Source organism: Streptomyces sp. RLA012 (assembly GCF_056270325.1).
The window spans coordinates 7,647,021-7,666,060 of sequence record NZ_JBWDPA010000002.1 but is presented as its reverse complement, the minus strand read 5'-3'; the positions used below and the strand labels follow the sequence as shown (position 1 = coordinate 7,666,060).

General features: G+C 70.5%; 19 protein-coding genes. 14 read left to right on the top strand and 5 right to left on the bottom strand.

The features are described from left to right. Position 1: 1 nt before the first annotated feature. Genes RV986_RS35110 through RV986_RS35095 form a run of 4 tightly spaced genes read left to right on the top strand, consistent with a single transcriptional unit; the run spans position 2 to position 4,959 of the window. Positions 2 to 964: an ABC transporter permease gene (locus RV986_RS35110; RefSeq protein ID WP_475921218.1), complete on the top strand. Its 963-nt coding sequence runs from the start codon at positions 2 to 4 to the stop codon at positions 962 to 964. Next, positions 961 to 2,934: a dipeptide/oligopeptide/nickel ABC transporter permease/ATP-binding protein gene (locus RV986_RS35105; RefSeq protein WP_475921217.1), complete on the top strand. Its 1,974-nt coding sequence runs from the start codon at positions 961 to 963 to the stop codon at positions 2,932 to 2,934. Before RV986_RS35110 ends, RV986_RS35105 begins: the two co-directional genes overlap by 4 nt. After that, the gene (locus RV986_RS35100) at positions 2,931 to 4,007 is read left to right on the top strand and encodes an oligopeptide/dipeptide ABC transporter ATP-binding protein (protein WP_475921216.1); all 1,077 of its coding nucleotides are present in this window, start codon (positions 2,931 to 2,933) and stop codon (positions 4,005 to 4,007) included. The genes RV986_RS35105 and RV986_RS35100 overlap by 4 nt, the downstream gene beginning before the upstream one ends. 19 nt (positions 4,008 to 4,026) lie before the next feature. Next, positions 4,027 to 4,959: a dihydrodipicolinate synthase family protein gene (locus RV986_RS35095; protein WP_475921215.1), complete on the top strand. Its 933-nt coding sequence runs from the start codon at positions 4,027 to 4,029 to the stop codon at positions 4,957 to 4,959. A 39-nt stretch (positions 4,960 to 4,998) separates the two neighbouring features. On the opposite strand, the gene RV986_RS35090 is transcribed toward RV986_RS35095, so the two are convergent. Further along, positions 4,999 to 6,240, bottom strand: a complete 1,242-nt coding sequence (locus tag RV986_RS35090) for a sialidase family protein (protein ID WP_475921214.1) — start codon at positions 6,238 to 6,240, stop codon at positions 4,999 to 5,001. Positions 6,241 to 6,356: 116 nt separating this feature from the next. Between RV986_RS35090 and RV986_RS35085 the strand changes: the two genes are divergently transcribed. Beyond that, positions 6,357 to 8,333, top strand: coding sequence for a zinc ribbon domain-containing protein (locus RV986_RS35085; protein ID WP_475921213.1), 1,977 nt, complete (start codon positions 6,357 to 6,359; stop codon positions 8,331 to 8,333). Positions 8,334 to 8,465: 132 nt separating this feature from the next. Here RV986_RS35085 and RV986_RS35080 read toward each other — a convergent pair whose 3' ends face one another. Together RV986_RS35080 and leuA are read right to left on the bottom strand one after the other, a co-directional pair. Continuing rightward, a complete protein-coding gene (locus RV986_RS35080; protein ID WP_475921212.1) occupies positions 8,466 to 9,161 on the bottom strand; it encodes a tellurite resistance TerB family protein in 696 nt (231 codons plus the stop codon). 185 nt (positions 9,162 to 9,346) lie between these two features. Next, positions 9,347 to 11,068 (bottom strand): 2-isopropylmalate synthase, encoded by a 1,722-nt coding sequence (gene leuA, locus RV986_RS35075; RefSeq protein ID WP_475921211.1) that lies wholly within the window; start codon positions 11,066 to 11,068, stop codon positions 9,347 to 9,349. A 353-nt stretch (positions 11,069 to 11,421) separates the two neighbouring features. On the opposite strand from leuA, the gene RV986_RS35070 reads away from it, so the two are divergent. The 6 genes from RV986_RS35070 to RV986_RS35045 all read left to right on the top strand — a co-directional run bounded on the left by RV986_RS35070 (position 11,422) and on the right by RV986_RS35045 (position 16,242). Then, on the top strand, positions 11,422 to 12,495 hold the full coding sequence (locus RV986_RS35070) for a M4 family metallopeptidase (RefSeq protein ID WP_475921210.1): 1,074 nt from the start codon (positions 11,422 to 11,424) through the stop codon (positions 12,493 to 12,495). 32 nt (positions 12,496 to 12,527) lie between these two features. Then, on the top strand, positions 12,528 to 12,794 hold the full coding sequence (locus RV986_RS35065) for a protealysin inhibitor emfourin (RefSeq protein WP_475921209.1): 267 nt from the start codon (positions 12,528 to 12,530) through the stop codon (positions 12,792 to 12,794). A gap of 176 nt (positions 12,795 to 12,970) precedes the next feature. Next, positions 12,971 to 14,299, top strand: coding sequence for a GH1 family beta-glucosidase (locus RV986_RS35060; RefSeq protein ID WP_475921208.1), 1,329 nt, complete (start codon positions 12,971 to 12,973; stop codon positions 14,297 to 14,299). Further along, the gene (locus RV986_RS35055) at positions 14,296 to 15,558 is read left to right on the top strand and encodes an MFS transporter (RefSeq protein ID WP_475921207.1); all 1,263 of its coding nucleotides are present in this window, start codon (positions 14,296 to 14,298) and stop codon (positions 15,556 to 15,558) included. Before RV986_RS35060 ends, RV986_RS35055 begins: the two co-directional genes overlap by 4 nt. A 47-nt stretch (positions 15,559 to 15,605) precedes the next feature. Next, positions 15,606 to 15,845, top strand: a complete 240-nt coding sequence (locus RV986_RS35050) for a type II toxin-antitoxin system CcdA family antitoxin (protein ID WP_475921206.1) — start codon at positions 15,606 to 15,608, stop codon at positions 15,843 to 15,845. Beyond that, complete coding sequence (locus RV986_RS35045; RefSeq protein WP_475921205.1) at positions 15,835 to 16,242, top strand: PIN domain-containing protein; 408 nt, start codon at positions 15,835 to 15,837, stop codon at positions 16,240 to 16,242. The genes RV986_RS35050 and RV986_RS35045 overlap by 11 nt, the downstream gene beginning before the upstream one ends. Positions 16,243 to 16,599: 357 nt before the next feature. Here RV986_RS35045 and RV986_RS35040 read toward each other — a convergent pair whose 3' ends face one another. Together RV986_RS35040 and RV986_RS35035 are read right to left on the bottom strand one after the other, a co-directional pair. Beyond that, a complete protein-coding gene (locus tag RV986_RS35040; RefSeq protein WP_475921204.1) occupies positions 16,600 to 17,451 on the bottom strand; it encodes a helix-turn-helix domain-containing protein in 852 nt (283 codons plus the stop codon). Positions 17,452 to 17,461: 10 nt separating this feature from the next. Beyond that, the gene (locus RV986_RS35035) at positions 17,462 to 18,214 is read right to left on the bottom strand and encodes a DUF6879 family protein (protein WP_475924545.1); all 753 of its coding nucleotides are present in this window, start codon (positions 18,212 to 18,214) and stop codon (positions 17,462 to 17,464) included. Positions 18,215 to 18,379: 165 nt separating this feature from the next. On the opposite strand from RV986_RS35035, the gene RV986_RS35030 reads away from it, so the two are divergent. The 3 genes from RV986_RS35030 to RV986_RS35020 are packed head-to-tail and all read left to right on the top strand — an operon-like array spanning position 18,380 to position 18,974. Beyond that, positions 18,380 to 18,583 (top strand): hypothetical protein, encoded by a 204-nt coding sequence (locus RV986_RS35030; protein WP_475921203.1) that lies wholly within the window; start codon positions 18,380 to 18,382, stop codon positions 18,581 to 18,583. Then, positions 18,580 to 18,801, top strand: a complete 222-nt coding sequence (locus RV986_RS35025; protein ID WP_475921202.1) for a hypothetical protein — start codon at positions 18,580 to 18,582, stop codon at positions 18,799 to 18,801. The genes RV986_RS35030 and RV986_RS35025 overlap by 4 nt, the downstream gene beginning before the upstream one ends. Further along, the gene (locus RV986_RS35020) at positions 18,798 to 18,974 is read left to right on the top strand and encodes a hypothetical protein (protein ID WP_475921201.1); all 177 of its coding nucleotides are present in this window, start codon (positions 18,798 to 18,800) and stop codon (positions 18,972 to 18,974) included. The genes RV986_RS35025 and RV986_RS35020 overlap by 4 nt, the downstream gene beginning before the upstream one ends. Positions 18,975 to 19,040 lie beyond the last annotated feature (66 nt).

The window sequence follows — 19,040 nt, the reverse complement described above, 5'->3', positions numbered from 1 at the left end:
CGTGGTCGCCATCGCCCGCATCCTGGCCCGCCGTATCGCCCTGCTCGTGCCGCTCATGCTCGGCATCGTGCTGTTCGTGTTCCTGGTGATGCGGTTCTCGGACGTCGACCCGGCGTCCGCGTTCTTCCAGGGCGCCAACCCCACACCGGGGCAACTGCACGACTTCCGGCAGCGCAACGGCCTGCTCGATCCCTTCCCGGTCCGTTACGTCCACTTCATCGGCGACCTGCTCCACGGCGACCTGGGCACCAGCGCGCTGACCCGGGCACCGGTCGTCGACCAGGTCACCACCGCGCTGCCGCTCACCCTCCAGCTCACCTTCCTGGGCCTGGGCATCGCGGTGGTGCTCGCACTGCTCGGCGGGGTCACCGCCGCGATCCACCGCGACCGGCTGCCCGACCAGGTCATCCGGGTCGCCTCCCTGACCGGGGTCGCGGCGCCCGGCTTCTGGCTGGCGCTGCTGATGATCCAGTACCTGGCCGTGGACCGGGGCTGGTTCCCGACCGGCGGATACATCAACCCCGGCGACTCGCTGAGCGGCTGGCTGAAGACGATGACGCTCCCGGCCCTCGCGCTCTCCCTCCCCGTCGCCGCCCAGCTCACCCGGATCGTGCGCACCGCCGTGGTCGAGGAACTGGACAAGGACTACGTACGCACGGCGATCGGCAGCGGACTGCCGCCGGTGGTCGTGGTCGGCCGCAATGTGCTCCGCAACGCCCTGATCAACCCGCTCACCGTGCTGGGCCTGCGCGTCGGCTATCTGCTCGGCGGCGCGGTCGTCATCGAGACGATCTTCTCGCTCCCCGGGATGGGCAAGCTGATGATCGACGCCGTGCAGAACGGCGACCCGGCCGTCGTCCAGGGAGTCGTCCTGACGACGGCCACCGGCTTCGTGGTCGTGAACCTCGTCATCGACATCCTGTATCTGCTGGTCAACCCACGACTGAGGGATGCCACGCGATGATCCCCCCGCTCTCTTGCCGCCGACTCGCCGCGGTCCTCGCCCGGCCCGGCATCCGGCTGCGGCGCCTGCCCCTCCTCTCCCGGATCGCGGTCGCCTTCCTCGCCGTGGTCGTACTGGCCGCCCTCCTCGCCCCCCTGCTCGCCCCGCACGACCCGCTCGACCAGCAGCCGCAGGCCGACGGCACCGGACACCCCTCCGGCAGCCACTGGATGGGACAGGACAGCCTCGGCCGGGACATCCTCAGCCGGCTGGTGTACGGCGCCCGCTGGTCCCTCGCCATCGGCCTGGGCGCCACCGCGCTGGCCCTCGTGGTGGGCGCGCTCCTCGGCGCGGTCGCGGCAACCTCGCGGGGCGCGGTCGACGAGACGCTGATGCGCTGCCTGGACGTGGTGATGGCCTTCCCCGGCATCGCGCTGGCCGCCGTCCTGGTCGCGGTCTTCGGCGGCGGCATCACCGTGCTGATCTGCGCGATCGCGTTCCTGTTCACCCCGCCGGTGGCCAGGGTCGTACGGGCGAACGTCCTCGACCAGTACGGCGAGGACTATGTGACCGCGGAACGGGTGATCGGCGCCCGCACTCCGCACATCGTGCTCCGCCACGTGGCCGTCAACTGCGCCGCCCCGGTCCTGGTGTTCTGCACGGTCCAGGTCGCGGAGGCGATCGTCTTCGAGGCCTCGCTGTCCTTCATCGGCGCCGGGGTCCGGCCCCCCGACCCGTCCTGGGGCAGTGTCATCGCGGACGGCAAGAACATGGTGCTGACGGGCGGCTGGTGGGCGACGGTCTTCCCCGGCCTGCTGATGCTGATCACCGTCCTGTCGCTGAACATCCTCTCCGAGGGCGTCTCGGACGCCTGGGCCGCGCCCGCCGCACGGGAGGTGCCGGCGACGACGGACGCCGACCGGCTGGAGGCACCCGAGCCCGGCAGCGAAAAGGCCCTCGAACTGCCCGGCCTGACGAAGGCCGCCGCGCGGCTGCGCGCACGGGCCCGCCCGCTCCCCACCGGCCGGCCCGTCCTGTCCGTCGAGAACCTGGCCATCGGCTTCGACACCCGCCACCGCGGTGTGGACATCGTCGACGGCATCACCTTCGACGTGCACCCCGGTGAGGTCCTGGGCCTGGTCGGCGAGTCCGGCTGCGGAAAGTCGCTGACCGCGCTCGCGGTGATGGGCCTGGAACCGAAGGGGGCCCGCGTTCGGGGCCAGGTCCACTTCCAGCAGCGCCGGCTGGTCGGCGAGCCGATGCGCGTACGACGCCGCCTCCTCGGCCACGAGATGGCGATGATCTACCAGGACGCGCTGTCGTCCCTGAACCCGGCGATGACGATCAGGGCGCAGCTCAAGCAGCTGGTGCGCAGGGGCGGCAGCCGCACACCCGCCGAACTCCTCGGCCTGGTCGGCCTCGACCCCGACCGCACCCTGCGCAGCTACCCCCACGAACTCTCCGGCGGCCAGCGCCAGCGCGTCCTGATCGCGATGGCGCTCTCCCGCAGCCCGGAGCTGATCGTGGCCGACGAGCCGACCACCGCCCTCGATGTGACGGTCCAGGCCCAGATCATCGAGCTGCTGCTCCGGCTCCGCGCGGAACTGGGCTTCGCCCTGATCCTCGTCTCGCACGACCTGGCCCTGGTCGCCGACGTCACCGACCGGGTGGTCGTGATGTACGGCGGCCAGATCGTGGAGACGGGTGTGACGGCGGACCTGGTGGCGGCGCCGGCCCACCACTACACGCGCGGCCTGCTCGGCAGCGTCCTGTCCCTGGAGTCGGCGGCCGAACGCATGACACAGATCAGGGGGGTCGTGCCCTCCCCCGCCGACTTCCCGGCGGGCTGCCGTTTCGCCGACCGCTGTCCGCCGGCCAGCGACATGTGCCGGACCACGGCGCCCGGCCTTCTTGGCACGCGCACCCACACGGCGGCGTGCCACCACCCGGCGGTCGACCTGGTGACGACGGAGAGCGAGACGGTCACATGAACGCGCTGCTCGAACTGTCCGCTGCCCATGTCGTCCACAAGGCCCGCACCGGCGGTCTGTTCGGCCGCGACCGGGTGTACGCCCTGACCGGCGCCGACCTCACCCTCGCGCGCGGCGAGACGGTCGGCGTCGTCGGCGAGTCCGGCTGCGGCAAGTCGACGCTCGCGAAGGTGCTGGTGGGCATCCAGCGGCCGACGTCCGGAACGGTCCGCTTCCAGGGCCGCGACCTGTGGACGATGAGCCCGGCCGAGCGACGCGCGTCCGTGGGCGGCAGCACGGGCATGATCTTCCAGGACCCGTCGACGGCCCTGAACCGCCGGTTGCCCGTACGCCGGATCCTGCGGGACCCGCTGGATGTGCACAGACGCGGCACCGCGCTTCAACGGGAGGACCGGGTAGGGGAGTTGATGTCCCTGGTGGGCCTCCCCCGCGCCCTGGCGGACGCCCTGCCCGGCCAGCTCTCCGGCGGTCAGCGCCAACGTGTGGCCATCGCGCGCGCCCTGGCCCTGGACCCGGACCTGGTGGTCGCCGACGAGCCGACGAGCGCGCTGGACGTCTCGGTCCGCGCCCAGATCCTCAACCTCCTGCTGGACCTGAAGGAGCGCCTGGACCTGGCCCTGGTCTTCGTCTCGCACGACATCCAGACGGTACGGAGGATGAGCGACCGGGTGATCACGATGTATCTGGGCCGGATCGTGGAGGAGTCCCCGGCCGCCGAGGTCACCGAGCACGCCCGGCACCCCTACACCCGGGCCCTCTTCTCCGCGACCCCCGGCCTCCTGGACCCGATCGACCCGATCCCGCTGGTCGGCCCCGTCCCCTCGGCCACGCACCCGCCGACCGGCTGCCCGTTCCGCACCCGCTGCTGGAAGGCGGACGGGGAGTGCGCCGACACGATGCCGGACTTCACAGCCGCGTCGAACCCGGGCCACCGCTTCCGGTGCCACCATCCTGTGCAGGAGGACCAGTCGACCCGCGACCTGGTGGCCCAGGCCGCGTCCGCCACCGCCGACACCACCGCCGGCACCACCGTCGCGGCGGCGGCCGACATCCCCGCCCAGCAGCATCCTTGATCGTCCCGAGGGAGCCTTCATGCCGATCCCCGCCCCGCTGACCGGTGTCGTACCACCCGTCTGCACGCCCCTGACACCGGACCGCGAGGTAGACGTCCCCTCGCTCATCGGGCTCGTGGACCACTTGACGGCAGGGGGCGTCGACGGCCTGTTCGTCCTTGGTACGTCCTCGGAGGCGGCGTACCTGACGGACGCGCACCGGCGGCTGGTCGTGGAGACGGTGGTCGCCCATGTGGCCGGCCGGCTCCCCGTGCTGGCCGGGGCGATCGACATGACGACACCGCGGGTACTGGACCACGTGGCGTACGCGACGGCGGCGGGCGCGGACGCGATCGTGGCGACGGCCCCCTTCTACGCCCGTACGCATCCGGCGGAGATCGCGCGCCACTTCCGGCTGGTCGCGGCCCGCTCGTCCGTACCGGTGTTCGCGTACGACCTGCCGTCGTCCGTCCACACCAAACTGGAGCCCGAGCTGCTGCTGTCCCTCGCCGCGGAGGGTGTACTGGCCGGTCTCAAGGACTCCAGCGGCGACCTGGCCTCCTTCCGCGCGGTCGTCACGGGCGCCCGCGCCCGCTCCGACATCGCCGGCTTCACCGCCCTGACCGGTTCCGAACTCGTCGTCGACTCCGCGCTCGCCCTGGGGGCGGACGGTGCCGTGCCCGGTCTCGCCAATGTCGACCCGCACGGGTACGTACGGCTCGATCGGCTCTGCCGTGCGGGGGACTGGGCGGGGGCCCGGTCCGAACAGGAGCGGCTGTGTGCGCTGTTCGGGATGACCGGGGTGGGTGAGGGCCGGATGGGGGGCACGTCCTCGGCGCTCGGGGCGTTCAAGGCCGCGCTGTACCTGCGAGGCGTGATCGCCTGCCCGGTCACCGCCGAGCCCCAGGTGCCGTTGTCGGAGGCGGAGGTGGAACGGGTGGGCAAGTACTTGGCGGGGGCGGGGTTGCTGTAGGGGGTACTCGCCCCCGCCGCCCGGCCCCCCGGGCATCCGTCACCCCACCACCCGCCCCACCAGCACCCTCCGAAACACAATCGACGCGTACGCCCCCGTCGCCCCCGTCTCGTACAGAACGCCGACCCGCCCACCCCCGACCTGCACCAGGTCGGAGTACGCCGCCCGCCACGAGGACAGCGTCACCGCCCTGGTGAACGTCGCACCCCCGTCCGTGCTGCGCCAGATCGCCATCGCGCGGCGGGCGGTCGGGACGGAGGGGCCGGAGAAGAGCAGGGGGGCGCCCCTGCCGCGGAGCTGGAGGACGCTGCCCTGGACCTCCGGGACGTCGTTCAGCGTGGGCTGCACAGTGTACGGCCGGTCCACGATCGCCCCGCCGTCGCTGGAGTAGGTGTCCAGGCGGTTGCCACGGCTCGTGCCGCCCTGGTCGCGGGCACTGAAGTACAGCCGCCCGTCGGTGAGTTCGGCCACGCCGCTCTCGTTGGCGTTGTCGTGGCCGTCGTACGAGTCGTCCACGAAGCCCAGGTGCCAGGTCCGGCCGCCGTTGTCGGAGTAGATCGCGTGCGCCCCGTAGTACTTGGCCTCCCGGCCCGTGTCGGTCGAGCCCTTGGGCGGGGCGGCGGAGTGGTTGGCGGGGACGACCAGGCGGCCGGCGTGCGGGCCGTGGCGGAGGGCGATCGCGTGGCCGGGGCCCGTCGCGTACCAGCGCCAGTCGCGCGGTTTCACCTCGGACGTGATGTCACGGGGAGAGGAGAAGTGCACGCCGTCGTCGCGGCTCGTCTGGACGAAGACTCGGCGGGCCTGCTGGGGCGCGACCTCGCCCCGCATGATCCGTGCCTCCGTCGCCCCACCGCTGTTGTAGGACGTGACCAGCACGATCCGGCCGGTGCGCGGGTCAACGACCGGCGCCGGGTTGCCCCGGGTGTCGCCGCCCCCGGCCGCGACGACGCGCAGCGGACCCCACGTACAACCTCCGTCGGAGGAGCGCCGCAGGACAACGTCGATGTCGCCGGTGTCGCCGGCGCCGTCGTGCCGTCCTTCGGCGAAGGCGAGCAGCGTGCCCGCGCGGGTCGTGATCGCGGCCGGGATGCGGTAAGTGGCGTAACCGCCCTCGCCCGCGGAGTACGGGACGGAGGAGGTGCAGTCGGGTCGGAGGACAGGGGCGGCGGACGCGATGCCGGCGCCCGTGAGCCCGGCGAGGATGACCTCGGCCAGCGCACCCACGGCCACCGCTGCGACGAGGCTCACGTGTGTCCTTTGGTATCCGTAGTGATTCGTCATCTGTCGGTGAGCTGTCCTGTGCCGGATTCGTGTGTGCGTGTGTGGGTCGAATGCGTGACCCTTTCCCGGGATGGTCGTTGATCGGATGACAGCATCACGGACGGGGAGGGGGATCGGTGAGGCGGAAGCTGCCGCTCGCCGAGGGCGAGACGTCCCGCACCGCCTGTGCCCGGGGTCTGCTGCGCACGGGGGTGGACGAGAAGAGCGGCGAACTCCTGCCCGCCGCCGTGCTGACGGAGCGTGTCGGCTGGGCCGCCGACCTGGTGTCCGGCATTGCCGCCTCGCTGCTGGCCGCCCACGGGAACACCGCCGACGTGGACGTCCTGGCGTCCGGTGAGGACGCCGGGGGGCGGAAGCTGCCGTCGAACGCGTGGATGGCCCTGCGCCGGCTCGGATGGACCGTCGGACCGGCCGAGGGCATCCGTGTCAATGACCGGATCGTCCGCATGGCCCAGGAACAGGCCGGGCGTACGCTGCGGTCGGCGAAGTGGCGCGCCGACCTCACCGCCGCGGTCATCGCGACCTGGCCCGCCGATCCGGCCAGGCGCACGGCGCAGGAGTGGGACCGGGTACGCGAGGCGGTTCCCGGCGGCGAATACCTGCCCTCCAGTGTCATCAAGGGCCGTACCCGGCAGATCGCCGCGTTCACGCGCAAGCAAGGGCGGCTGCCGGTCGACGTGTTCGAGATGGAAGCCGCGCCCCGAATCACACGGATGCTGCTGCTTTCGGCCTGCGACGGACAGCAGGCCACCCTCGAACGCCACGAGAGCGATCCGGGCCGGGCACTGCTGCGGCTGCAACTGCCCACCCGGCCCGACCCGCGGTCGTACAAGGACTGGACATGGGTGTCCTGCCCCCTCCCGCTCCCGCCGACGATTCCGGCCGGTGCGGTGCTGCACCTGCCCACCCTGCGCGCGGCCGGCGGCCAGGTACGCGCCGACCTCGCCTACACCCACGCCGTTCCCCAGACCCGGCGCACCGGGCTCACGGTCGCGCTTGGTGTGGACTGGGGCCTGAACACCCTGCTCAGTGCCGGGGCCGCCCGTCTCCACGACGACGGCCGGATCACCGCCCTGGGAGCCGGGGGCATGTTCCGGGCGGCCGGTGTCCTCGCCCGGCAGCACCGGCTGCGCCGCCACAGTGAGTACCTGCACGCGAAAGCCGAGCATTACCAGCGGCTCATCGGCCAAGACGGACAGCACGCCCTGAACGGCAAGCACGCGGTCCTGGCCGAGGAGATCCGCGCTGTGTCCGCGCGCCGGTCGAACCGCAACGAGGCGCTGGCCTGGGCCGCCGCACGCTGGGCGGTGGACCAGGCCATCACCGCCAAGGCCAGCATCATCTACCTCGAAGACCTGCGGTCGATGGAAGCACGCGGCATGGGCCGCACCCACAACACCCGCATGTCCCAGACCGTGCGCGGACAGATCGTGACCCGTCTGCGGCACCTCGCCGCCGAGGCGGGCATCGCCGTGGTCACCGTCCCGGCCCGCAACACCTCCAGACACTGCCCTCAGTGCCTCACCCCGCTGCGGCACCGCAAGGCCCCCGACCGGCCCACCGTCCCGGGCTGGAAATGGGCGCTGTGCCCCAGCTGCGGCTGGCAGGGCGACCGCGACACGGGGGCGTGGCAACGCATCGCCGCACGCGGCCTCACCCACCAGACCAGGACCGTGACAGACCGCACCAGCTCTGCCATGATCATCCGCTCGGTGATCGACACACTCGAGGCCAAGGCGGTCATCACACCCGCCGCTCTGAAGACCAGCCGGACGGACCGGTCCAAGACCGGACCCACCCGGCGGCACACCACACGCCCCGCGCCCAGGCGACGCAGGGCACCCTCCCCCACCAGCCCCTCGGGCCCGGCGGGCAAGCGTCCGGAGGGACACGCTCACACGGACCGGACCCGGCTGCCCCGCGCAGCCCACCGGCACCAGGACGTGACGACAACCAGCACACCCACCACCAGCCGCCACAGGCCACGAGGAGCAGCACGGGGCGCAGGATTCCACCTGCACGCCCACGCCACCCCTCCACGGTGGGCAGATCCCCCGCCAGACACCACGTCCGACATGGGATCGCTCAGCTGATTAGAGACGCTGCGTCTCAGGGTGTTCCTCGCTCTCCCCTCGCGCGGCAGCACAAGCAGCAACACAAGGGACGTTACGGTGTGTCGCTCACACCGTACCCTGAGCCACCGTCCGTCATTCCCGCCCCGTCGCCTACGAGGGCGTACGCGCCGCCACCAGCAGTCGCGTCACATCGTCCGCGCAGATCGTCAGTGCCGCGCCCACGGTGAACAGGACGTCCCGTTCGGCCGGTGTATACGGACCGTCCGCCAGCGCGATCCTGGCCCCCTGGAGCAGGATCGACTCGCGCCCCGCCGCGGCGAGGTGCGGCGCCAGCGGGTCCAGGGCCTCGTGGAGCTCTATGGCCAGGCCCGCCCCGCACGGGCCCCCGAAGAGCCGGCCGGTGTCGGCGGCGAGCGCCTCGACGAGGGCGCCGAGCTGGTCCTCCGTGCAGTCGTCGAAGCCGGCCGAGCGTACGGTGGCCGCCGCGGTCTCCAGGGCCGTACGGGAGCAGGTGCCCCCCGCGGCGAGCACGGCGAGGGCGACGGTGTGGACGGCGTCGCGGAGCATCGCCGAGAAGCGGGTGGTGGTCGGGTGGTCGAGGACGTCGGCGCCGTAGTGGTGACGGCAGGCGGCGCACTCCACCACAGGTCCCGTGTCGCCGCGCGGCAGGACCGGGACACCCAGAAGGGTGAAGCGGCGGCGGCCGGCGAGCCGCTGGTAGTTGCGGTCACCCCCGCAGCCGGGGCAGAAGAATTCGCCGTCCCCCAGGGTGCTCCACGCGGTACGGGTGCCCAGAATGCGCGAAATCTGCACTGCACGACCGTTTCGTCCCCACCCTGGCAGCACGTCGCACACCTCCGTAACCCCGCGGCAACATCGCCGCGCTGGCGTGATGTTAGCCACATTGTTGAGGAAGAGTCAGCACCTTGGACGAGACCTGTCCGTGATCTTCACGTCGATTGGCCGGTAACCGACGGGGCCCCGTCCCCCTCGAAAGGTGGACGGGGCCCCGAAAGCGCCGGTCAAACTCCTCAGCGGGACGCGCGGTTGACCGCGGAGACCACGGCCTTCAGCGACGCGCGTGTCGTATTCGCGTCGATGCCGATTCCCCACAGAACCTTGTCGTCGATCGCGCACTCGATGTACGAGGCGGCCTGCGCGGAGGCGCCCTCGCTCATCGTGTGCTCCTGGTAGTCGAGCAGGCGGGCGTCGATGCCGACGGACTGCAGGGCGTCGAAGAAGGCGGAGATCGGACCGTTGCCGGTACCGGTCAGGACGGTGTCGGCGCCGTCCACCGAGGCCTCGACGGTCAGCGAGTCGATGCCGTCGCGGTCGGTCGTGGTCTGTCCGGCCTTGACCTGGATACGACCCCACGCGTTCTCGGGGCTCGGCAGGTACTCGTCCCGGAAGATCGCCCAGATGTCCTTCGGGGTGACCTCGCCGCCCTCGGCGTCCGTCTTCACCTGGATGATCTTCGAGAACTCGATCTGCATCCGGCGCGGCAGGTCCAGCTTGTGGTCGTTCTTCAGGACGTACGCGATACCGCCCTTGCCGGACTGCGAGTTGACGCGGATCACGGCCTCGTACGAGCGGCCGACGTCCTTCGGGTCGATCGGCAGGTACGGGACGGCCCACTCGATGTCGTCGACGGTGACGCCCTTGGCGGCCGCGTCGGCCTCCATGGCGTCGAAGCCCTTCTTGATGGCGTCCTGGTGGGAGCCGGAGAAGGAGGTGTAGACGAGGTCGCCGACGTACGGATGCCGGGCGTGCACCTCCATCTGGTTGCAGTACTCGGCGGTGCGGCGGACCTCGTCGATGTTCGAGAAGTCGATCTGCGGGTCGACACCCTGCGAGAACAGGTTCATGCCCAGCGTGACCAGGTCGACGTTGCCGGTGCGCTCGCCCTGGCCGAACAGACAGCCCTCGATGCGGTCGGCGCCGGCCATCAGGGCCAGCTCGGCGGCGGCGACCGCCGTACCGCGGTCGTTGTGCGGGTGGACGGACAGGCAGACGTACTCGCGGCGGGACAGGTTGCGGGACATCCACTCGAAACGGTCCGCGTGCGTGGAGGGTGTCGAACGCTCCACCGTGGCGGGCAGGTTGAGGATGATCTCGCGGCCGGGGCCGGGCCGCCAGACGTCCATGACGGCCTCGCAGACCTCCAGGGCGAAGTCCAGCTCGGTGTCGGTGAAGATCTCGGGGCTGTACTGGTAGCCGAACGTCGTCCGCTCGTCCAGCAGCTTCTCGGCGTACTCCATGACCAGCCGGGTGCCGTCGACGGCGATCTGCTTGATCTGGTCCTTGGAGCCGCGGAAGACGACCCGGCGGAAGACCGGGGCCGTCGCGTTGTACAGGTGGACCGTGGCGCGCCTGGCGCCGACCAGGGACTCCACCGTGCGCTCGATCAGGTCCTCGCGGGCCTGGGTCAGTACGGAGATCGTGACGTCGTCCGGGATCGCGGTCTCGTCCTCGACGATCGAGCGGACGAAGTCGAAGTCGGTCTGACCGGAGGCCGGGAAACCGACCTCGATCTCCTTGTAGCCCATCTTCACGAGCAGGTCGAACATCTCGCGCTTGCGGGCCGGGGACATCGGGTCGATCAGCGCCTGGTTGCCGTCCCGCAGGTCCGTCGACAGCCAGCGGGGGGCGACGGTGACGCGGTTGTCCGGCCAGGTGCGCTCGGGGATGTCCACCTGCTCGTACTTGCCGTACTTGTGGACCGGCATGGCGGTGGGCTGCTGGAAGTTCGGCATGATGCGTGGGCTCCTCAGAGGGTGTCCGGAAGGACGGCCGACGGCGCAACGCCGAACTCCGCGGGGAGGGGGTCGGCCTCGACTACAGGCCCTCGCCGCGGCAGCTAAGGAGAAGCAGCCCGATACGCATGATGCTCCGCATGTTAGTCGAGCCGCGCTCCGTACGGAGGGCTGTATCAGTATGCGGGATCGCAAGCACATAAGGAAGAAAACAGACAAAAAGTGCGGGACGCCACTCAGGGTGAGCCCCCATACCACTGGAGAGCGGATCGACGGGCTCCTTATCGCCGCATTTCACACGATCTTGGTCGCCGGTAGTGACAGCGACGTGACTCAGTGCAATGGTGCCGGGCATGACCGCGAACCCGGCAGGCTTCGAGCCTGTCTTCTGCACCATCGTGCCGCCCCACGTCCTCGACACGCTGGCCCAGCACGAGGACCCCGCGCTCGCCGGGCCCGCGCGCCGCACCCTGGAGCGCGACGCCTTCGAGCGCACCCACCGCCGGCTGACCACGGTCATCGGCGCGCCCTCCGTGGCCCCGCCCCAGGGCGCGCCCGCGGACCAGCCGCACCGCACCATCTACGACGCCAGGCACCACCAGGACCTGCCCGGCAAGAAGGTCCGCGGCGAGGGCGACAAGCCCGGCAAGGACGCCACGGTCAACCGCGCGTACGCCGGTCTCGGCGCCACCTTCGACCTCTATCTGAGCGCGTACGCCCGCAACTCGATCAACGGCGAGGGCCTGCCCCTCGACGCGAGCGTGCACTTCGACGTCGACTACAACAACGCCTTCTGGAACGGCGAGCAGATGGTGTTCGGCGACGGCGACGGCGAGATCTTCCTCGACTTCACCATCCCGGTCGACGTCATCGGCCACGAGCTGACCCACGGCGTCACCCAGTACACGGCGAACCTCACCTACTTCGGCCAGCCGGGCGCCCTGAACGAGTCCATGTCGGACGTCTTCGGCTCGCTGATCAAGCAGTACACCCTCGGCCAGACCGCCGCCGACGCCGACTGGCTGATCGGCGCGGGGCTCCTCGCCCCGCGCGTCACCGGTATGGCGCTGCGCTCCATGAAGGCGCCGGGCACCGCCTACGACGACGACGTCCTCGGCAAGGACCCGCAGCCCGCGACGATGGACGGCTATGTGAGGACCGGCCGCGACAACGGCGGCGTCCACATCAACTCCGGCATCCCCAACCACGCCTTCTACCTCGTCGCCCAGGCCCTCGGCGGCCACGCCTGGGAGCGTGCCGGGCAGATCTGGTACGACGTCCTCACCGGCGGCGAGCTCAAGTCCCAGGCGAGCTTCACCGACTTCGCCCAGCTGACGATCGCACAGGCCAGGAGCCGGTACGGCGAGGGTGAGGAACTCCAGTCCGTCACCAAGGCCTGGGAGCAGGTCGGGGTGCCGACGTCATAGCTTCGGCGTCCGACTCGTACTAGACAGGACCCATGCGTATTCAGGTGCGGCGCACGGGCGGGTTCGCGGGCATCGAGCGCCGTGCCGAGGTGGACACCTCGGGACGGTCCGATGCCCATGAGTGGCACGCCCTGGCCGAGCAGGCGATCGCCTCCGGCCGGGGCACGCGCCCCGCCGGAGTCCCCGACGGCTTCAGTTACGAGATCACGGTGGACGGAAAGACGGTCTACGCCGCCGACCCGAAACTGACGGAGGAACAGCGCCAACTGATCGTGCGGGTCCTGAAGGAGGGCGCGTAGCGACCTTCAGGGGCGCGGGGCTGTGACATATGCGGCTCCGCCGCGTGGGCGCGACCAGCCCCCACCGGCCCGCAGTCGCGCACGACACCGCACCACCCCTCCGACGAGGCGCCCCCACCAGAAGCCGTAACTCCCGGTTCACACCGACCCGTTGACTTCCCTTACTGCCGGTAAGGATGATCGCGCGCATGGCGACGAACCCCCTACCGCAGTTCCCGCCCGGCTTCCTCTGGGGCGTGTCCACCTCGGCCCACCAGATCGAGGGAGCCGCGGACGAGCGCGACCCCTCGGTATGGGACGCGTTCACGGCCGGGCCCGGCCACATCAAGGACGGCTCCACGGCCGACGTGGCCTGCGACCACTACCACCGCTACCCCGAGGACGTGGCCCTCCTCGCCGACCTCGGCGTGGACGCGTACCGCTTCTCGATCTCCTGGCCCCGGGTGAACTCCCCCGGCGGCCTCGACTTCTACGACCGCCTGGTGGACGCACTCGTCACGGCGGGCATCCGCCCCGTACCGACCCTCTTCCACTGGGACCTCCCACTGAAGTCGCAGGAGGCAGGGGGCTGGCTGAACCGGGACACCGCGGAGCGCTTCGCCGAGTACGCCGGCACGGTCGCCGCCCGCCTCGGTGACCGCGTCAAGAAGTGGATCACCCTCAACGAGCCCGCCGAACACACCCTCCTGGGCCACGCACTCGGCGCCCACGCCCCCGGCGAGCGGCTTCTGTTCGACGCCCTGCCGGTGGCCCACCACCAACTGCTCGCCCACGGTCTGGCCGTACGGGCCCTGCGCGCGGCCGGTGTCACGGACATCGGCATCGCCAACTCGCACGGCCCGACCTGGGCGGCCTCCGAGCGGCCCGAGGACGTGGAGGCCGCCGACTTCTACGACCTGCTCCTCAACCGCCTGTTCGCGGACCCGCTGCTGCTGGGCCAATACCCGCAGGGCATCGGCGAGTTGATGCCGGGCGACGTCGAGTCCGACCTGAAGGTCATCGCGGAGCCGCTGGACTGGTACGGGATCAACTACTACCAGCCGACCAAGGTGGGTGCCCCCGAGGGCGCGGAGATCGAGTTCAGTGGACTGACCCTGCCCGCCGAACTCCCCTTCTCCGTCCGGGAACTGGAGGGCTACCCGGTCACGGACTTCGGCTGGCCGGTGGTCCCCGAGGCGCTGACCGAGCTGCTGGTGGGTTTCCGCGAGCGGTACGGGGACCGGCTCCCGCCGGTGGTCATCACCGAGAACGGCTGCAGTTACGAGGGCATCGACGACCAGGAGCGGATCACCTTCCTCGACGGCCATGTCCGGGCGCTGCACCGGGCGTTGGAACAGGGCGTGGACGTGCGCGGGTACTTCGTGTGGTCGTTGCTGGACAACTTCGAGTGGGCCGAGGGGTACGCGCGGCGCTTCGGTCTGGTCCACGTCGACTACGACACGCTGGAGCGGACCCCGAAGGCGTCGTACGGCTGGCTGCGGGACGCCCTGCGGGCGCGGGGATGACGGCGGCGGACCCCGCCGTGTCCGTGGGGGCGCTCGCCGAGCCCGTGGAACGGGTCGGCCGGGGCTGGACCTCGGCGCTGTCGCTCGCCAACGGGGCCATCTGGGTGGGCTGGTACGGCCCGCTGCAGATCCTGCTGGCCTCCCAGGCGGAGGACTTCGCCCCCGGCACCGGCATGTCCAAGGAGACGATGCTGGCGTGGGTCACCGGGGCGGGCGCGGTGGTGTCGCTGGTCGCCAACCCGCTCTTCGGCGCGCTGTCCGACCGGACGACGGCGCGCTGGGGCCGCCGTACGCCGTGGATCGTGGCGGGTGCGGCGGGCGGCGCCCTCTCCCTGTTGCTGCTGGCGGGCGCGGGCGGCATCTGGACGATGGCGGCCGGCTGGTGCCTGGTCCAGCTCACCCTGAACGCCGCCTTCGCCGCGATCACCGCGGCCGTCCCCGACCGGGTGCCACGGCTCCAGCGGGGTTCCGTGGGCGGCTGGCTGGGCGCGGCGCAGATCCTGGGCGTGGTGGGCGGCACGGGCCTCGCGACGGCGGCGGGGGGCGTGGGCGGCGGCTATGCGGCGTGCGCGGTGTTCACGCTGGTGGGCGTGTTGCCGTACGTACTGCGCTACGAGGATCTGCGGCTGCCGGCCTCGGCCCGTCCCGTGTGGTCCTGGCGCGCGTTCATCGCCTCCTTCTGGCTGAGCCCGCGCCGCCACCCGGACCTGGCCTGGGCCTGGCTGACCCGCTTCCTGATCAACCTCAGCAACGCGCTGGTCCTCCTCTACCTCCTGTACTACCTCCGGGACCGGCTGCACTACGACGACCCCGAGAACGGCGTGCTGATCCTCACGGCGGTGAACGGGGTCACCCTCCTCGCCACGGTCGTGGTCGGCGGAGTGTGGTCGGACCGGGTGGGCCGCCGCAAGCCCTTCGTGATCTGGTCGGGGGTGCTCATGGCGGTGGCCACGGCGGTCCTCTCCGGCTGGCAGACCTGGCCGGGCGCGATCGTCGCGGCGGCGGTCCTGGGCATCGGCTTCGGCGTCTTCACCTCGGTCGACTTCGCCCTGATGACGGACGTCCTGCCCAAGGCCGTGGACCGCGGCAAGGATCTCGGTGTCATCAATGTCGCCAACGCCCTCCCCCAGGTCGCCGCCCCGGCCCTGGCAGCGCCGATCGTGACCTATCTGGGCGGCTACCGGGTGCTGTACCTGGTGGCCGCGGTGATCGGACTGGCGGGGGCGGTGCTGGTGGGGCGGATCAGGGGGGTGGACTAAACCGGCACACCGGCACACCGAGTGCCATATCCCGGCATGGTCGAGGTGTGGCCACCAAGAAGATCGCCATCGCGGTGCCCGAGGAACTCGTGGAGGCGGCGCGCGGGCTCACCGGCAACATCTCCGGTTATGTGGCGGAGGTGTTCGCCCGCCAGATCCGCAATGACCTCCTGGCCGAGGAACTGCGCCGCTACCAGGACGAGCACGGCGCCTTCGCCGATGAGGAGCGGGCCGAGGCCGACACGCTCCTGCACGGGGATCCGCTACCGAACGATCTTGCGGCATGACCAATGTGCCGTCGGCCTGATACTCGACTCCGAGGGGCTGTCCGCCTGGATCGAGGAGTATCGCAAGGTCAGCGCGATCATGGACGCCGCTCAGCGAAAGAAGACGGACCTCGTCGTCAGCGCCAACACGATCATCGAGGTCACCCACGCCGGCACGAACATGCACCGCCTGAACTGGCTGCTGTCGCGCATCAAGGTCGAACCCGTCACCGAGCAGTCCGCCAAGGCCGCTGCAAAACTCCTCAAGGAGGCAGGCCTGCACGGCCACAAATACGCCATCGACGCCACCGTCGCCGAAACCGCCCTGCGCCAGCCCGGTCCCGTCGCGATCCTCACCTCGGACACGGACGACATGAGGAAGCTCTGTGGCCGGCGGGTCAAGGTAATCCCCCTCTGACCCCAAGTTCCGGACGGCGGCGACGGTGCTGATCATGGAACTCGCGGAGTAGTGGGCCGACCAGGCGGGCGACCCCGCTCGCGGCGGATGCGGGTGGTCGTCAGCGCATCGCGCACCTTGGCGTCATCGGGCCCGAGAGCCAGCCGGTTACGCCGGTTCAGGGCTTTGCGTAGCCCCCGTGCCGAGCGTGACGAGAAACGCCGGCCAGCCAGGCGTGAACTTGAGCCAGTTGTCCCATCAGGACGGGTCAGGGGCAGCAGTCATGCACGGGATTGTGGCGGTAGGAAGTGGCTCGTGTCGCCTCGTCTCACACCCGTGCCCCCGCGGGCGAGAGCGGCCGGCTGGGGCGTGCGCGCGTCAGGTGATGTTGAGGGCTCGGCGTGCCTGGCTGATCAGGTGCTGAGCGTCGGTGCCGATGACGGCGGACTCCCGCAGCGTCTTCCAGACCTTCAGGTGGGTCGAGACGCTCGAAGCGTCGTCGAGCCAGAGTTCCGCGTGCCAGTTCTCCACGATCACCTGAGTGTCGTCGTAGATCCAAAAGCCTCCGCCGGGCGGGAGCTTGAGAGACGCGGAGAGGGGAACGATTCCGAGTTCCACGGTGTCGAGGCCGACGACTCCAGCGAGGCGGTCGAGTTGTCCGGCGAGCACCGAGGGCGGGCAGATCAGGGAGTGGAGGACCGGTTCCCAGAGCAGGATGTGATAGCGCCTGCCGCTGTCGTAGAGGCCCTCTTGGCGCCTCATGCGGGAGCGCACGCCCTCTTCGATGTCGCGTGGCGACTGGTGCAGTTCGGCGAAGCGGCTGAGAATCGCGCGCGCATAGTCCGGCGTCTGGAGCACTCCCACAACCCAGCTCGACTCCCAGGCGCGCAGGACCGTTGAGTTCGCCTGCGCGACGTTGTGGGCCTCCTGGACGACCTTGTGACCGGAGGCGAGCTGCCGTCTCCAGCTACGGACGTGGGACTCAAGTCCCCGGAGACGGGCGAGGAGTTCCTCCGCCGACTCTGGCCGTCCGGTCGCCTCGGCCCACGCCTTCAGGTCTTCGGCCGTCGCGGTCTGACGCCCGGTCTCCAGCTTGCTGACCTTGGACTGCGTCCAGCCCAGGCGCTCGGCCAGTCCGGTACCGGTGAGCCGACCTTCAGGGACGGACTCCCGCAGCTCCCTCAGACGTTCGCCGAGGGCCGCGCGCGCCTGCTGGAAGTCGGTGCTCACCGGGTCTCGCTCATTCCTTCGCGGCCAGGTCTGCCGCGAACTCCTCGTAGGGGACGGCGTGATGCCAGGCGGCATCCCGCACCATCGAGTATCGGATCACTTCATCCGGCTGGGTGATCAATTCGACGTCCGTCAAGTTGTCGTCGGCGTCGAAGTTGAGGAGGGCGACCAGTCGCGAGTCGAAGATCCAGAAATCCTCGTCCGGGAGCTGGAGACGCTTCGCGTCGTCGCGCGAGAGGTTGCGGATGTCCTCGCCGAGGGCGGCGTTCTTCTCGGCGTGCGCGAGGAGGTAGCGCTGCCCGACGGTCGCGGGGCTATCGACGAGGCGCACTCGCTCAACCCTCGCGCCGCCCTCGGTCTGCCGCCGGATCGTGCGGCAGTACGGCGTGTCCATGTCCCACGTCGGCGCCTCGCCGCTCTCGAATTGTGCGTAGGTGCCGGTGCCTTCGTCGCTCGTGTACCGGCGCCGGGTCTCCAGCCGCCAGGCGGTGTGCTTGAAGGTCTCGAAGAGGCCGTTGAAGGCGTCCAGGTCGATGATCTTCGCTTCGCGCGTCAAGTCCTTCGGCCCCCAGTCAGTGATCAGTTCGCGCGGGACGACGATGGGCACCTCGCCCGCGCCCAGGTGCCGAAGCTGGGCGATGTCCTCGGGGTCGGTGAGCGGTGGCCCGTGAACGATGATTTCGTGGCTGTCGAGATCCTCGTGGACGGACGGGCATCCTCCCTCGCCGGAGCCTGTCCCGTTGAAGCGCAGTCGCCTCATGATCAGCCCTCTCTCGTAGGGTTTTCGATCAGCTTCGCGTCCGGTCCAGCTCCCCGGCTACGGTCTCCCCTCTACCACAAGAGAATGCCCATGAATAACTCGGCCCAATTGAAGAATAGTTGAGAATATGCGCTAGCTGCACCAGCGAGCCGGCGTGACGCTGGGCCCATGGTCACAGCACAGGAACCGAACACCACCGACGCCGAGACGGCCGTCGAGACTCTGCGGGAAGCACTGACGGCGGCGGGGATCGTCCTGCCCTCCCTGGGCGCGGACAACGCGTCGCTCTCCTTGAACCTGGTCATCCTCGGCCGGGTGCGCACCGACATGGCGCTCCGGCTGGCCGATGCCGTCCGGCGGGGGTGCTCATGAGCGCCTACACGCCGGAGATCGGCGATCTGGTGTGGGACGAGGCGACGCGCAAGGTCGGCCAGGTCATGGACGGCGTTGGCCCGTACTGGCAGCTCAAGCCTCCCGGCGGCGGGCGCGAGTGGGACGCGCAGGGCCCTCTGAGGCCCGCCACGGCGGCGGAGAAGCTCTCGTGCGACGTGGCCATGGCCAACGCGCGGAGCCGGGGTGAGTGGCCGTGAGCAAGGTTGAGCGGCGGTGGGAATACGGCAGCGGGCGCGCCGGGCACATGCAAGCTGTCGTGAACAACGGCGAGTTCGTCCGGCACCAGACGGCGTACCGCGCCTACTTCGATCACGCCTCGGAGTGCCCGGAGTGCTTGGACAGCGTCTGCCCCCAGGCGCGTCGATTGTGACGCGTGGTCAGAGGCCGTGAACAGCCCGAGGAGTGACGCGCGCCCCTACAGCGGAAGACCGGCCAG